The organism is Rhizobium cerradonense (assembly GCF_030182455.1).
GTDB lineage: Bacteria > Pseudomonadota > Alphaproteobacteria > Rhizobiales > Rhizobiaceae > Rhizobium.
In genome coordinates this window covers 578944-593359 of sequence record NZ_JAQJCK010000002.1, presented here as the reverse complement: position 1 = coordinate 593359, position 14416 = coordinate 578944, and the positions used below count along the sequence as shown (strand labels likewise).

Below are 14416 nucleotides of genomic sequence, written 5' to 3'. Positions count from 1 at the left end.
TATCGCCACTTTAGAAGCCTATGCTGTAAAACATTCGCAAATGACACATGGAGGAAACGTCATGCGTCTGGATGCCTATCTGATCTTTGACGGCGATTGCCGGCAAGCTCTCGAATTCTACCATCGATGCCTTGGCGGCGAGCTCACCGTCATGGACTACAGCCATCCGAATGTGGCGAGCCAAACGCCGGAGCACTGGCGCGATAAAGTCATGCATGCGCGGCTGACTGTCGGCGACGCTGTCTTGATGGCTTCTGACGGCAGGCCGGGTGATACCGGCAAGAAATACGGTTTCTCGGTCTCCGTTCAAATCGACAGGGCGGAAGAAGCGGAGACGCTGTTTGCGGCTTTGCAGGAGGGTGGCACGGTTACCATGCCGATCGATGAAACCTTCTGGGCGGAGCGTTTCGGCATGCTGGTCGACAAGTACGGCGTGCCGTGGATGATCAATTGCCAGCGTTCGACTGCCTGATATCAATCGGCTGACGGGAGGCGCCGCATGGTGAATTCGATGCGATCGCCTTCCACCTGCCGCCAGCTTTCGACTTCGGTCCAATAGGCGGCTTTCGGAAATTCATCGAACCACTCGCGGGCCTTGGCCCGCGCTTCCGGGCGACTGAGACAAAAAGTCTCGCGGACAAAATCACCTTTTCCGCCGGTAGGCTTTTCCTGCCGGTAACGTGAAATCCTGCGTCTCAACCCGTCAAGGGGCGGCGGTCCGGGTATTTTCATCGTGAAACCTCGCCTTTGAGAGGGAAGATAATACCGCATTTGGCAATTTGCGAGTCGATTCTCCGGCGAGCCCGACGCGCTGGTGACGATGCGATGATGCTGATATTCAGACCGGGAATCGACATTACGTGAATCGCGGGCCCTAGCGGCCCGCCCGCCGGAGAGCATACATGGAACGACCGGAACTTCCCAAAGGACTACCCGAAGACATCGAAGACAAGAAAGAAGCGGCCAAGGGCTGGTTTGAAAGCCTGCGGGACGCGATCTGCGCGCAATTCGAACAGTTGGAGGACGAGCTTGCCGGTCCCCTCTCGGACCAGGAGCCGGGGCGTTTCGTCGCCAAGGACTGGCTGAGAGAGAACGGCGAAGGCGGCGGCGGACGCATGTCGGTCATGGAAGGCCGTGTCTTCGAAAAGGTCGGCGTTCATACCTCCACCGTTTACGGCGAATTCTCGCCCGATTTCCGCAGCCAGATTCCAGGCGCCGAGGAAGATCCGCGCTTCTGGGCCTCCGGCCTGTCGCTGATCGCCCACCCCGTCAACCCGAACGTACCGACCGTGCATATGAATACGCGCATGGTGGTGACGACCAGCCATTGGTTTGGCGGCGGCGCCGACCTGACGCCCATGCTCGACCGGCGGCGCACGCAGGAAGACCCCGACAGCGTCCTCTTCCATCGCGCCATGCAGATTGTTTGCGACCGTCATACGGTTGCAGACTACCCGCGATACAAGACTTGGTGCGACGACTACTTCTATTTGAAGCATCGCAATGAACCGCGCGGCATCGGCGGCATTTTCTTCGACTGGCTGCACTCTGGGGAGGAGGCAGGCGGTTGGGACGCGGATTTCGCCTTCACGCGGGATGTCGGGCGCGCATTTTCCATGGTCTACCCACGGATCGTGCGCTCGAATTTCAATGACGTGTGGTCCGAAGAAGATCGTGACGAACAATTAATTCGTCGCGGGCGCTATGTGGAGTTCAATTTACTTTACGATAGGGGTACAATATTCGGGCTAAAGACAGGAGGCAACGTAGAGTCGATCTTATCGTCCTTGCCACCCGTCGTGCGCTGGCCATAGAATGGCAAATGCTAAATCAGAAAAATCTTGAATTAGTTCGGAGGAGTACCGAGGTTAGGTAATGCTCGTTTCAATCGGAGGAGGTTGTAATGGCAGTACAGAATCAAGTGGCAGAAGCCGCGAAGGAACAAAAGCTTTCGCGCACAGTCGATACGCCGGATTTCGTCGTCCGGCTGGCTGAGGACATGAGGGTTAGAAGCGGGTCGGATCTGCCACTCTCCTGCTTCATCGAGCAGGTCAGAATGCAGTTGGCTGGCAAGTCGCCAAGCGATGTGGCACGCATCGTATCCGACCGCCCGGCAAAGCAAGCGCCCGTTCCGAAGTATCAATCTTCGGATTGCTTCAAATCCTGGGCCATGCCGGATTGATATCCGGGAAGTAATCGTCCGGCAGGGTGGAGGCCCTGCCGGACGTCCGAAACCTTTCCCCACCTTTTGCGTTTTGACCTTCAAGCCGCCGTTCGGCTGGAAGTCTTTCATGGCGTCAAAATATCAGGAGGCAGATATGCGACTGTTCGAATGTGGTACACTTGTACCTGGCTGCGACTGGCACACGCGCGCCAATGACGATGCCGAAGTGGTTCGCCGCGCTGTCGAGCACATGCGCAACGCCCATGGCGAGACGATCATCCGCGAAAATATGGTCGACAACATCAAGGCCCGCATTCGCGACGAGGCGAGCGCCGCCTGATCAACTGACATCAGGACTCGGTCAATTCCTTGAGCCGGGCGAGAAGAGCCGCCCGGTTCATGGCGAAATTGCCGTCGAGCCATTGTTGCTCAAGTTTACCCAGGATCTCGCCGACCCGAGGCCCTGCGCTTACGCCTGCGGCCAGCGCATCCCCGCCATTGACCGGAAAGACCGGCTTCTTCCACCGGGCCGTCCGCTCCAGCAACTTGCCGAGCCGCGCGGCGCGCGCCATCTCCTCGAAATCGCCTTCCGCCTTGCCCCGTGCAACTGCAAGCGCCAGCTTCAGCCGGGTGGCAATGCCGGATGCATCGTGGCGGTAGAGCAGGCGATCGAAGGCCGCTTCGGACACATCGTCCTTGATGCCGGGCGCATTCGCCCAGTCCTGCAAATAGGCCGCTTCCGCCTTCGACAGCCGCAGTCGTTCGCCAAGCTTTGCCAACCTCGCGGCATCCGGCGGCACGATGGCTGCCAACCGCAGCAGCGGATCAGGCGCCCAGCCGAGTGCTTGTTCCGTGGCGACAAGCGCGGGAATGGCGTCGATCCCCCACTTCTCGGTCTCCGGCAGCACCTCGGTCAACACCCCGACCTGCCGCATCCAGAGCAGCGCCCGGCCCGGATCCTTGGCCGCAAGCAGCTTTTTCATCTCTGACCAGACACGCTCGGCCGAAAGCGTCGCGATCTTCGACCGCGCGGCCGCACAGGCGCGCAGTCCGTCCGCATCCGGTCTTCCACTGCCGTAATGCGCGAAAAAGCGGAAGAAACGCAGGATCCGCAAATGATCCTCGGCAATCCGCGTCGCCGCATCCCCGATGAAACGGATATTACGGCGCTCCAGATCGATGAGCCCGCCAACCATATCGACAACCGCGCCATCTGCCGAAGCATAGAGCGCGTTGATCGTGAGATCGCGCCGCTCGGCATCGGCCTGCCAATCATCGCTGAATGCCACCCGGGCACGCCGGCCATCGGTTTCAACATCGCGTCGCAAGGTCGTAATTTCGAAAGGCTTTCCATCGACGACCAGCGTCACAGTCCCATGCGCGATGCCCGTCGGCACTGCCTTGATGCCAGCGGCAACGGCCCTGTCGACGACAGCCTCGGGCAGCAGCGTCGTGGCTATATCGATATCGGCGACGGGCAGCCCGAGCAGGCTGTTGCGCACTGCTCCACCGACGACACGCCCCTCGCCGCCATCGCCGTTCAACAACGCAAGCACCCGCTGCAGCGCTCCGTCCTGGAACCAAGCCTCGCCGGCAATGGAGGTCATGAATAAAGCCTTTCGTAAAGCGTGCGGACAATGCCGGCGGTAATGCCCCAGATCATGCGCGGACCATAGGGCATGCGATAGAAATGCCGCTCCATCCCCTGCCAAACCATGCTGTCGGTCACGTGATGGCCGGGATTCATAAGGAAGGAGAGCGGGACTTCGAAAGCATCCTCCACCTCCGTGGGATTGAGCGCCAGTTCGAAGCCAGGCTTGACCACGGCGAGTATTGGCGTGATGCGGAAACCGGTCGCTGCCAGATAATGCGGCAATCGGGCGACGGGCTCGATGAAGACGTCCGCCAATCCGATCTCTTCACCCGCCTCACGAACCGCTGCCATCTCCGGCGACGCATCCTCCGGATCGATGGCGCCACCGGGAAAGGCGATCTGGCCGGAATGCTTGCGCAATGTCGAGGTGCGCAGTGTGAAGATGACGCTGGCGTCGTCGCCATCGTCCACCACGGGCACCAGCACAGCGGCATCGCGCAGCTTCAGGCCTTCGACTTGCAAGGTAGTATCCGGATTGAGCGCGTGGTCGCCATGGTCGCGCCAGGCAAGCTCGACCGGACCGCCGCTCTGATTGAGCGCGCGGCGCCGGAATTCGGCGGCGGAATAAAGCGGAAATTCGCTCATCGCGTTAAGGCATCCAGTTCGGCAACCGGCATGACCGGGAAGATCGTACCGCCCGAGCGCACGCAGAACATCTCGCGCCCGGCGATCACAACGGTCTCGCCGAGTTCGACGAGATCATACATCACCGCGCGCGTCACCAGCGCCTCCAGCCGCCCGCGGACGTGAAGATAGGGTTTCAACTCGTCATTCTCGCCACGGATGACGAAACGGATTGGATGTTCCCTGCCCGCCTCGACAACGTCGCCGACATTGGTTCGAAATGTCAGTACCCGCTTGCCCTCACGCTCGGTCACGCTCATTTCGACAGCGATAAACGGCGCATCGACGACGCGGATACCGACCTTTTCCACAGGCGTGACGAGATAGGTCTTTTCATCCGCGTCCTTGCGCAGCACCGTTGAAAACAGCCGGACCAGCGGTGCACGGCCGATCGGCGTTCCCATATAGAACCAGGTGCCGTCGCTACGGATTTCCATGTCGATATCGCCGCAAAACGGGGGCTCCCAGCGATCGACGGGCGGCAGGCTCTTCTTGCGCGCGCCGGCATCGCCGGCCGCGCGCGAAATCAGCGCAGCCAAACTTGCAGCATCGCTCGCCCCTCTGATTTCCTCGGTTGCCATTCTTCCGTCCCGGTTTGTGCTTAGTTACGAATACGGCCCTCTCTCACGAGATAGTCATTCGAAACGCGCTTGTCAGCCGTCTTCATAACGATAGGTTCTATTGATTATGGGGCAAATGTGTAAGGTCTGCGAATCGCGCGTACCGTTTTTCTGCCGTTGGAGATGCAAATGGGCATGATCAAATCGACCGAAACGAGCCTCGACGACCAGGCCATCATCGCATCCGCCGAACAGGCGCTGAAAGATATCGCCTCCATCCGTGCCGAAGTCTCCAAGGTCATCTTCGGCCAGGAGAGCGTTGTGGAGAATACGCTGCTTGCCGTGCTGGCCGGCGGCCATGCGCTGCTCGTAGGCGTGCCGGGCCTTGCCAAGACCAAGCTGGTGACCACGCTCGGTGCCGTTCTCGGCCTTGCCGCCAATCGCGTCCAGTTTACGCCGGACCTGATGCCATCGGATATTCTCGGTTCGGAAGTCATGGACCAGGATGAGACCGGCCGCCGCTCCTTCCGCTTCGTCAAGGGCCCGGTTTTCGCGCAATTGCTGATGGCCGACGAGATCAACCGCGCTTCGCCGCGCACACAATCGGCGCTGCTGCAGTCCATGCAAGAGTATCATGTCACCATCGCCGGGCAGCGTTATGACTTGCCTGCGCCGTTCCACGTTCTCGCAACCCAGAACCCGCTGGAGCAGGAAGGCACCTATCCGCTGCCGGAAGCACAGCTCGACCGCTTCCTGCTGCAGGTCGATGTCGATTATCCGGAGCTTGCCGACGAACGCAAGATCCTGCTGGAAACCACCGGCCTCAGCGAAGCGACGCCGCGTGCCGTGATCGATGCCACGCGCTTGATGGAAATCCAGAAATTGATCCGCCAGATGCCGGTCAGCGACGGCGTCGTCGATGCCATCCTGTCGCTAGTGCGTTCCGCGCGCCCCGGCCAAGGCAATGAAACGACTGACAAGCACGTCGCCTGGGGCCCTGGCCCGCGCGCCGGCCAGGCAATGATGCTCTGCGCCCGCGCCCGCGCGCTGTATGAAGGCCGGCTTGCGCCGTCGCTCGACGACGTGCATGCCCTGGCCGAGCCTGTGCTGGAACATCGCATGGCTCTGACCTTCGCCGCCCGTGCGGAAGGCATGTCGGTGCGGGATGTGATTGCAGGGCTGGTCAAGCGGTCGAGATCGTAACCAGGGTGTCGAGGAGAGTATAGCGCGTGGCATCCATCGGACAGATCGTCAGCCCGACCCCAGGCAATGATGCCCTCTCCCGAGCCCGCAGCCGTGCTGCCCTCGTGCCGGATTGCCTTGTCGAAGCCAAGCGCATCGCCAATACCGTGATTGCCGGCTGGCATGGCCGGCGCAAGCGCGGCATCGGCGAAAATTTCTGGCAGTTCCGCCCCTATACCGAAGGCGAGAGCCTGTCTCGTATCGACTGGCGCCGCTCGGCCCGCGACGATCATACCTATATCCGCGATCATGAATGGGAGGCCGCTCACACGATCTGGCTCTGGGCCGATCTCTCGCCTTCCATGATGTATAAATCGACCTACGGCCATGTCTCGAAGGAAGGCCGCGCGCTCGTCCTCATGCTGGCGCTGGCGGAAATTCTTTCCCGTTCCGGCGAACGCATCGGCTGCCCCGGCATCATGGAGCCGGTTGCGACCCGCAACGCCGCCGAGCGTCTGGCAGCGGCCCTGATGCACACGCCGCTCGAAGGCGGCCTGCCGCAGACCAGCATGATCCGTGGCTGGAGCGATATCGTACTGATCGGCGATTTTCTGGACGATGCCGACACCGTCATGGGCCGGATCGGGCCTCTGGCTCGCCGCGGATTGCGCGGCCATGTGGTCGAGGTCGCCGACCCGGCCGAAGAGGTCTTCCCCTATAGCGGCCGCACCGAATTCACCGACCCGGAAAACGGCACGAAGCTAGTGGCGGGCCGCGCGGAAAACCTGCGGGAAGATTACCAGCGCGCCTATCTCGCTCGCCGCGAAAATCTCGGCCAATCGCTGCGCCATCTCGGTTGGACTTTTGTCAGCCACCGCACCGACCGGCTGACATCGGAAGCGCTGGTCGCCGTGCATATGTATCTCTCCGGCATGCCCGCCAAGGCGACGCTTGGGGGGCAGCCATGAGCGCGCTCTCCTTCGCTTTCGCCTCCCCGGCTATCCTTGGCGCATTGATCCTGCTTCCGGCGATCTGGTGGCTGCTGCGCCTGACACCGCCGCATCCAAGAGCGGAAGTCTTTCCGCCGCTGCGTATTCTGGCAACGATCCTGAAGCGCGAGGAAACGCCGGCGCGCAGCCCCTGGTGGTTGACCCTGCTGCGTATGGTGCTTGCCACTCTGGTCATCCTCGCCATCGCCAATCCGATGTTCAATCCGCGCACCAATACGCTGTCGAGCGACGGACCGTTGGTATTGGTCATCGACAATAGCTGGGCGAGCGCTGCCGACTGGGAGCGCCGTGTGCAGACGGCCGACGCGTTGATCGACGACGCCGACGCCAAGGGCATCCCCGTCTCCATCGCCTTCACCGCAGACAAGAGCAACGACACGACGCCTGGCGCTGCCACCGCCGCCCGTGACAAGCTGCACGCGGCCAATGCAAGGCCGCTGGTGCCGGATCGCCAACGCGTCGCCCAGGCGATCAAAGCCGCTTTGAACGGCACCAAGCCGGGCACGATCGCCTTCCTTTCCGACGGCGCCGAAAGCAGGAACAAGGACGATATTGTCAACCAGCTCGCCGCCCTGGAGCCCAGCGAATTGCGCCTCATCGAAGGCGATGGCAGCGAAGTGCTGGCCATCACCGGCGCCACCAACGCCGCCGACAACATGACCGTCACCGCAACGCGGCTGAACGGCAGCAGCCCGCTCCGGCTGGGGCTCAGCGCACTCGACAATCAGGGACGGCCGATCGCGGCCGGTTCGCTGAATTTCGCCGGCGGCCAGACGGTCGCAACAGGCACCATCGCCGCCCCATTCGAAATGCGCAATGATTTTGCCCGTATTAGTATCGACCGCCACGCAAGCGCCGGCGCCGTGCATCTGCTCGACGATGGTTTCAAGCGCCGTCGCGTGGCGCTTCTATCCGGGCAGGCCGCCGACGAATTCCAGCCGATCCTGTCGCCGCTTTATTACATCCAGCGCGCCCTGCAGCCCTATGCTGATCTGATCCAGCCGAACAGCGCGGATGTGGCAAAATCGATCCCCGAGCTGCTTGCCGGCAATCCCTCCGTCATGATCATGGCCGATGTCGGCCGCCTGCCTCAGGAAAGCTACGCGCCATTGCAGCGATGGATCCAGAATGGCGGCACGCTGGTGCGCTTCGCCGGACCGCGCCTTGCCGCCGCTCCCGCCGAGGACCCGCTGGTGCCGGTGACGTTGCGCCAGGGCGAACGCACCTTCGGCGGCGCACTCTCCTGGGCCGAACCGCAGCCCCTTGCCGACTTTCCCTCCTTCGGCCCCTTCGCCGGCATGCCGAAGCCGACCAACGTCCTCATCAAGCGGCAGGTGCTGGCCGAGCCGACACCCGATCTTGCCGAACGCACCTGGGCAAGCCTCGCCGACGGAACACCGCTGGTGACCGAAAAGCAGATGCAGGCCGGTCGCGTCGTCCTCTTCCATGTCAGCGCTGAACCGCAATGGTCCGATCTGCCGATCTCAGGTGATTTTGTCGAGATGCTGCGTCGTATCGTGCAGCTTTCGCGCTCCGGCGGCGTCACCTCGACCGAAAGCGCGCCGAAGACCAGCGAAGCCCTGCCGCCATTCCGGCTGCTGACCGCCAAGGGCGTTCTGACCAGCGAGACCGGCAACGCCCGCCCGCTCGATCCGAACAACAAAGGCGCAATCGCTGCCAACTTCGACAACCCGCCCGGCCTCTACGGTTCGGAGGAAGGCTTTACCGCGCTCAACGTCCTACCCGACGGCGCAGAACTCCGGCCGCTGAATGCCTCCGGCGCGAGCGTATCCGTGGCGCGCGAGGGGCTGATCGGCGGCGAGGCTTGGTCGGCCAAGCCGATCCTCTTCACCATCGCTTTCCTGGTGCTTCTGGCTGACAGCCTCATCGTGCTCTTCATGAACGGTGCCTTCCCGCGCCTTCGGAAATCACCGAAGACGATCGCCGGCGGTGCCGCCGTGCTGTTGCTGGCAATCTCGGCCGCCGCCTTCCTGCATCCAACGAATTCCTGGGCCGACGATTCCAAACCCGGCGACGAGACCATCTATTCGCGGCTCGACAAGACCCATCTTGCCTATGTCGTCACCGGCGAATCCGACGTCGATCATACATCCGAGCGCGGACTTGCCGGCCTCTCCGATTTCCTCACCTACCGCACGACTCTGGAGCCGGGACCGCCTGTCGGCCTGGATCTCGCCAAGGACGAGCTCGCCTTCTATCCCATCATCTATTGGCCGATTTCCGCCACCGCGCCGATGCCGTCCAACGATGCCATCAACCGTATCGACGCCTATATGCGCAATGGCGGCACCGTGCTTTTCGACACGCGCGACGCCATCGACACGATGGGCGACAACACGACGCCGAGCCCGAATGGCCAGCGGCTGCAGGCGATCCTCGCCAATCTCGACATTCCGGCGCTGGAGCCGGTGCCCGCAGGTCACGTGCTCACCAAATCCTTCTATCTGCTGTCCAGCTTTCCCGGCCGCTATGCCGACAGCCCGCTCTGGATCGAGGCGCGGCAGGATACGCGCGGCGACGGCAATGCGGTCTCCTCCTCGGACGGAGTGACCCCGATCATGATCACCGGCAACGACTTTGCCGGCGCCTGGGCGACCGACGACAACGGCATTCCATTGCTGCCGACCGTGCCGCCGGACGAGACACAGCGCGAATATGCCTACCGCACCGGCGTCAACATCATGATGTACATGCTGACCGGCAACTATAAGTCTGATCAGGTGCACATCCCGGACATTTTGGAACGGTTGGGGCAGTAAGATGAATATTGGTTTCGCCCCTTTCCTGCCCTGGCCCGTTCTCGCCGCCCTTGCGGTGCTGACGCTTGGCATCGCCGCACTCGCGATCTACCGGCGCATGCGCGGCAGTTGGATCCGTGCGCTGGCGGCATTCGCCTTGCTGGCCGCCCTTGCCAATCCCGTGCTGATGCAGGAGGATCGCGACCAGCTCTCCACCATCGTCCCCGTCATCGTGGACCGCAGTCCGAGCCAGGAAACGCCGGAACGCATCAAGATGACCGACGATGCTCTGGAGGCACTGAAAGACCGGCTGGCGCAATTCCCGCGCATCGAGCCTCGTATTGTCGAGGTGCGTGAACCGGCCGAATCCGAGTCACCTTCAACACGGCTCTTCGCGGCGCTGTCCTCGGCGATCGCCGATGTGCCACCCGCACGCGTGGGCGGCGCTATTTTCCTGACCGACGGTCAGATCCACGATATCCCCGGCGTCAATCAGGCACTCGGCTTCGACGCGCCGATCCACGGGCTGATCACCGGCAAGCCGGATGAGTTCGATCGGCGCATAGAGGTGGTGCGCGCGCCTCGCTTCGGCATCGTCAACGACGAGCAGCAGCTCGTGCTGCGTGTCGTCGATGATGGCAAGAGCCCCGGCGGCACCGCGGCCGTCACCGTGAGAATGAACGGCGACGAGATCGCCACGCTGCAGGCGACGCCCGGCCAGGACACACCCTTCAGCTTCAAGGTGCCGCGCGCCGGTAACAATGTGCTGGAATTCGCCGTCGCCGAAGTGCCGGGCGAAGTGACGCCCATCAACAACCGCACCGTTCAACTGATCGAGGGCATCCGCCAGAACATGCGCGTGCTGCTCGTCTCCGGCGAACCGCATGCCGGCGAGCGCGCCTGGCGCAATCTTCTGAAGTCGGATGCCTCCGTCGACCTCGTCCATTTCACCATCCTGCGTCCGCCGGATAAGCAGGATGGCACGCCGATCAACGAGTTGTCGCTGATTGCTTTCCCGACGCGCGAACTCTTCGTCGACAAGATCACCTCTTTCGACCTGATCATCTTCGACCGTTACCAGGACCGCCCCAATGTCCTGCCGACGATCTATTACGACTACATGGCCCAATATGTCGAAAACGGCGGCGCGTTGCTGGTTGCTGCTGGCCCCGAGCACGCAGCCGGCAATTCGATCGCGCTCACACCGCTGTCCTCCGTGCTCCCAGCCGAGCCGACCGGTCAGATGATCGAGAAGCCCTTCTATCCGCGCCTGTCGGAACAGGGCCGCAAGCATCCGGTCACGCGCGGTCTGGATGGATCGGACACCGAGCCGCCGCATTGGGGACGCTGGTTCCGCAGCGTCGATGTCGAGAAGCCACAGGGCCAGACCGTGATGGTCGGCGCCGACAACCACCCGCTGCTGGTTCTGAACCGCGTCGGCCAGGGCCGCGTCGCCATGCTGCTCTCCGATGAAGGCTGGCTCTGGGCCCGCGGCTACGAAGGTGGCGGACCGCATGTGTCGCTCTATCGCCGCATCGCCCATTGGCTGCTGAAGGAACCGGCCCTGGAGGAAGAGGCCCTGACGGCAAGCGCCGCCGGCCGCGTGCTGGAAGTTACCCGCCAGACGATCGGCGACGATCCCGGCCCCGTCACCGTCAAAGCACCCTCCGGCAAGACGCAGACCCTGCAGTTGAAACAGGCACAGCCGGGTCTTTACCAGGCCCAGAAGCACATGGACGAAATCGGCCTTTACCAAATCACCAGCGGCAATCTCTCGACGCTGGTGCATGTCGGCGCTGTCGATGCGCCGGAATTCAAGGCGATGATCTCGACCACGGAAACGTTGAAGCCCTTGGCGGAAAAGACCAAGGGGCTTGTCGCTCGGGTTGCGAGCACCGGAGGCGGCGTCACGGTGCCGCCGATTCTGCCGGTGCGAGGCGCCGTTCGCATCGCCGATAACCAACGCCTGACCATCCGCATGACCGATGAAACCGTCTTGAAGGGCGTCAATAACCTGCCGCTCTTTGCGGGCTTCGCTGGTCTTTCCGCCCTCCTCTTCGCCTTCTCCGCCATGTGGTGGCGCGAAGGACGGTGAATATAGATGCCGCAACTCGATGTGACCGATACTCCGTCAGAAAGCGAACTTGCGGCAATCGGCGAAGGATTGACGGCCTTCAACGCCGCCGATGTCGGCCCTTCCAGGCGCCGCGCGCTCGCCGTCCTGATCCGCGACGAAAGCGGCAAGACCATAGGCGGCATCTCGGGCTATACGGCCTGGGGCTGGCTGTTCACGGCCTGGCTGTTCGTGCCGGAAACGCTGCGCGGTCAAGGCATGGCGGGAAAGCTGCTGGAAGCAGCGGAGACGGAGGCGATCGCCCGCGGGTGCCAAGGCGCCTGGATCGACACCTTCAATCCGCAAGCGCTACGGGCTTATCAGCGGCAGGGCTACACCATCTTCGGCGAACTGCCGGAATTTCCTATCGGCCGCAGCCGTTACTTTTTGCAGAAAAAGCTATCGCCCCGCTGATGGAAACGAGGCGGTAGGCTTTGTTTTTGTAGAAGCTTAAACCGCGATTGCCGTCAGCGGCAAATCTTCGTCGTCATCCATCTCATCGGAGACAGCAACCGGGATATCCGCCTCACGCCAGGCGATCGTGCCCGCCAGTCGCGCATGCGTATCGGCGGCGATCGGCACGACGAGAACCCGGTTGGGATCGACCGGCCCCGGAAAGGCGAGCGCATTGTAAGCGACCTTCTCGAAGCCGAGCGGACCGTAATAGGGCGGATCGCCCACCAGGATCACGGCTTCCGACCCCTTGCGTTTGGCGGCTTCGACGGCGATCCGCACGAGTTCGCGGCCGATACCCTGGTTCTTGTGCGAGGGCCGGACGGCGAGCGGTCCGAGCAGATGCCCCTTGACCGAACCGGCCAGCACCGGCGTCATCCGGACAGAAGCGATCGTCTCGCCGTCATCGGCGCAGATGAAGGAGAGCGAGCGGTCATGCGGCCCCTGCTCGCGAATCCGCGCTGCGGCGCGGGTGAACCGGCCGGGGCCGAATGCTTCTTCGTTGATGTGTTCGATGACAGCGTCATGCGACGCGTCCTCAGTGAGGTAGACCAGTTCGTGCTTGTGCATTAGACCAAAGAAACCAGATGGACATACGGGATGGTTCTCGAAAACGCTTGTCGAGCGTTCGGGATCATCGGCGTCGTCGCAGGCTTCTGATTGCTTCCATGGCAAGTGGTCCTCAAAGTGTGACAAGCCCGATAGCAGGAAATGCCCGCCTCGTCCAATGCAAAATGCGAGCGCCTGGATATTGACGCATGATCTTATCCGAAAGCCGCTTCGCACTCTCCGCATCATGTCTGTAACGCACTGTTCATCGTTTGCCGTCTCGAAATTCCGCGGCCATACCGTATCTTCCGGATCAAGTTCTTCGACAGGATCTCCGAAAGGATAGAGTAAATGGGCATGTTGGTTGACGGCGTCTGGCATGACATCTGGTACGACACGAAGGAAACGAAGGGTCATTTCAAGCGCGCAGCTTCGCAGTTTCGCAACTGGGTTACCGCAGATGGCGCGCCCGGTCCGAGCGGCACGGGCGGCTTCAAGGCCGAGGCCGGCCGCTATCATCTCTATGTGTCGCTCGCCTGCCCATGGGCGCACCGCACCTTGATCTTCCGCAAGCTGAAGAAGCTCGAAAACCTGATCTCTGTTTCCATCGTCGATCCGCTGATGCTGGAAAATGGCTGGGAGTTCAAAGGCCCGGATGGTGGTACTGTCGATCACCTCTTCGGCGCAAAGACGCTCTGGGAAGTCTACGTCAAGGCCGATCCGCATTATTCCGGCCGTGTTACCGTTCCCGTCCTTTGGGACAAGCAGACCGGCACGATCGTCAACAACGAATCAGCCGAAATCATCCGCATGTTCAACAGCGCCTTCGATGGATTGACGGGCTCGAAGAGTGATTTCTATCCGATGGATCTTCGCAGCGACATCGATGCTTTGAACGATATCGTCTACGACACGGTCAACAACGGCGTCTACAAATCTGGTTTCGCCACTACGCAGGAAGCCTATGAGGAAAATGTCCGACGCCTGTTCGAAACCCTCGACATGCTCGACAAGCGCTTAGAAGGAAGCCGCTACCTCTTCGGCGACCGGCCGACCGAGGCCGACTGGCGGCTATTCACCACGCTCGCCCGCTTCGACGCCGTCTATGTCGGCCACTTCAAATGCAATATCCGCCGCATCGAGGATTATCGCAATCTCTCGGGCTATCTGCGTGACCTCTACCAGGTCCCCGGCGTCGCCGAGACGACCAATCTTGCGCACATCAAGACCCACTATTATCGCAGCCACAGGGCGATCAACCCCACCGGAATCGTCCCCGTAGGTCCCGACCTCGATCTCGACCGCCCGCATGCTCGCGAACGGCTGGCAAAGGCAGCTTGAGGCAAGG

General features: G+C 61.9%; 15 protein-coding genes. 10 read left to right on the top strand and 5 right to left on the bottom strand.

Features of this window, described 5'->3' with window-relative positions:
• Positions 1 to 61: 61 nt before the first annotated feature.
• On the top strand, positions 62 to 472 hold the full coding sequence (locus PH547_RS07035; protein ID WP_285167861.1) for a VOC family protein: 411 nt from the start codon (positions 62 to 64) through the stop codon (positions 470 to 472).
• 2 nt (positions 473 to 474) lie between these two features.
• Here PH547_RS07035 and PH547_RS07030 read toward each other — a convergent pair whose 3' ends face one another.
• Positions 475 to 732 carry a hypothetical protein gene (locus tag PH547_RS07030; RefSeq protein ID WP_104823759.1) on the bottom strand — a complete coding sequence of 86 codons (258 nt, stop codon included), beginning with the start codon at positions 730 to 732 and terminating at the stop codon, positions 475 to 477.
• A 170-nt stretch (positions 733 to 902) separates the two neighbouring features.
• On the opposite strand from PH547_RS07030, the gene hemF reads away from it, so the two are divergent.
• From hemF to PH547_RS07015, 3 genes are all read left to right on the top strand, one after another.
• Entirely contained in the window at positions 903 to 1814 is a 912-nt protein-coding gene (gene hemF / locus PH547_RS07025) for an oxygen-dependent coproporphyrinogen oxidase (RefSeq protein WP_285167860.1), read from the top strand.
• 89 nt (positions 1815 to 1903) lie between these two features.
• Positions 1904 to 2182 (top strand): hypothetical protein, encoded by a 279-nt coding sequence (locus PH547_RS07020; protein WP_104823761.1) that lies wholly within the window; start codon positions 1904 to 1906, stop codon positions 2180 to 2182.
• Positions 2183 to 2318: 136 nt separating this feature from the next.
• Positions 2319 to 2504, top strand: a complete 186-nt coding sequence (locus tag PH547_RS07015) for a DUF1059 domain-containing protein (protein WP_104825157.1) — start codon at positions 2319 to 2321, stop codon at positions 2502 to 2504.
• A gap of 10 nt (positions 2505 to 2514) precedes the next feature.
• Here PH547_RS07015 and PH547_RS07010 read toward each other — a convergent pair whose 3' ends face one another.
• Genes PH547_RS07010 through PH547_RS07000 form a run of 3 tightly spaced genes read right to left on the bottom strand, consistent with a single transcriptional unit; the run spans position 2515 to position 5023 of the window.
• Entirely contained in the window at positions 2515 to 3771 is a 1257-nt protein-coding gene (locus PH547_RS07010) for a CCA tRNA nucleotidyltransferase (RefSeq protein ID WP_285167859.1), read from the bottom strand.
• The gene (locus tag PH547_RS07005) at positions 3768 to 4403 is read right to left on the bottom strand and encodes an NUDIX hydrolase (RefSeq protein ID WP_285167858.1); all 636 of its coding nucleotides are present in this window, start codon (positions 4401 to 4403) and stop codon (positions 3768 to 3770) included. The genes PH547_RS07010 and PH547_RS07005 overlap by 4 nt, the downstream gene beginning before the upstream one ends.
• Positions 4400 to 5023 (bottom strand): DUF1285 domain-containing protein, encoded by a 624-nt coding sequence (locus tag PH547_RS07000; RefSeq protein WP_285167857.1) that lies wholly within the window; start codon positions 5021 to 5023, stop codon positions 4400 to 4402. Before PH547_RS07000 ends, PH547_RS07005 begins: the two co-directional genes overlap by 4 nt.
• A 168-nt stretch (positions 5024 to 5191) precedes the next feature.
• Here PH547_RS07000 and PH547_RS06995 point away from each other — a divergent pair, with 168 nt between their 5' ends.
• The 5 genes from PH547_RS06995 to PH547_RS06975 are packed head-to-tail and all read left to right on the top strand — an operon-like array spanning position 5192 to position 12480.
• The gene (locus tag PH547_RS06995) at positions 5192 to 6205 is read left to right on the top strand and encodes an AAA family ATPase (RefSeq protein WP_104823765.1); all 1014 of its coding nucleotides are present in this window, start codon (positions 5192 to 5194) and stop codon (positions 6203 to 6205) included.
• A gap of 26 nt (positions 6206 to 6231) precedes the next feature.
• Positions 6232 to 7152, top strand: a complete 921-nt coding sequence (locus PH547_RS06990; protein WP_104823766.1) for a DUF58 domain-containing protein — start codon at positions 6232 to 6234, stop codon at positions 7150 to 7152.
• The gene (locus PH547_RS06985) at positions 7149 to 9974 is read left to right on the top strand and encodes a DUF4159 domain-containing protein (protein ID WP_285167856.1); all 2826 of its coding nucleotides are present in this window, start codon (positions 7149 to 7151) and stop codon (positions 9972 to 9974) included. Before PH547_RS06990 ends, PH547_RS06985 begins: the two co-directional genes overlap by 4 nt.
• A gap of 1 nt (position 9975) precedes the next feature.
• The gene (locus tag PH547_RS06980; protein WP_285167855.1) at positions 9976 to 12048 is read left to right on the top strand and encodes a hypothetical protein; all 2073 of its coding nucleotides are present in this window, start codon (positions 9976 to 9978) and stop codon (positions 12046 to 12048) included.
• A 6-nt stretch (positions 12049 to 12054) separates the two neighbouring features.
• Positions 12055 to 12480: a GNAT family N-acetyltransferase gene (locus PH547_RS06975; protein ID WP_104823769.1), complete on the top strand. Its 426-nt coding sequence runs from the start codon at positions 12055 to 12057 to the stop codon at positions 12478 to 12480.
• 36 nt (positions 12481 to 12516) lie between these two features.
• Here the strand turns inward: PH547_RS06975 and PH547_RS06970 are convergent, their stop codons facing one another.
• Positions 12517 to 13089, bottom strand: a complete 573-nt coding sequence (locus PH547_RS06970) for a GNAT family N-acetyltransferase (RefSeq protein WP_104825158.1) — start codon at positions 13087 to 13089, stop codon at positions 12517 to 12519.
• A 330-nt stretch (positions 13090 to 13419) separates the two neighbouring features.
• Here PH547_RS06970 and PH547_RS06965 point away from each other — a divergent pair, with 330 nt between their 5' ends.
• Positions 13420 to 14409, top strand: a complete 990-nt coding sequence (locus PH547_RS06965; RefSeq protein ID WP_283046681.1) for a glutathione S-transferase family protein — start codon at positions 13420 to 13422, stop codon at positions 14407 to 14409.
• The last annotated feature ends 7 nt before the right edge of the window (positions 14410 to 14416 follow it).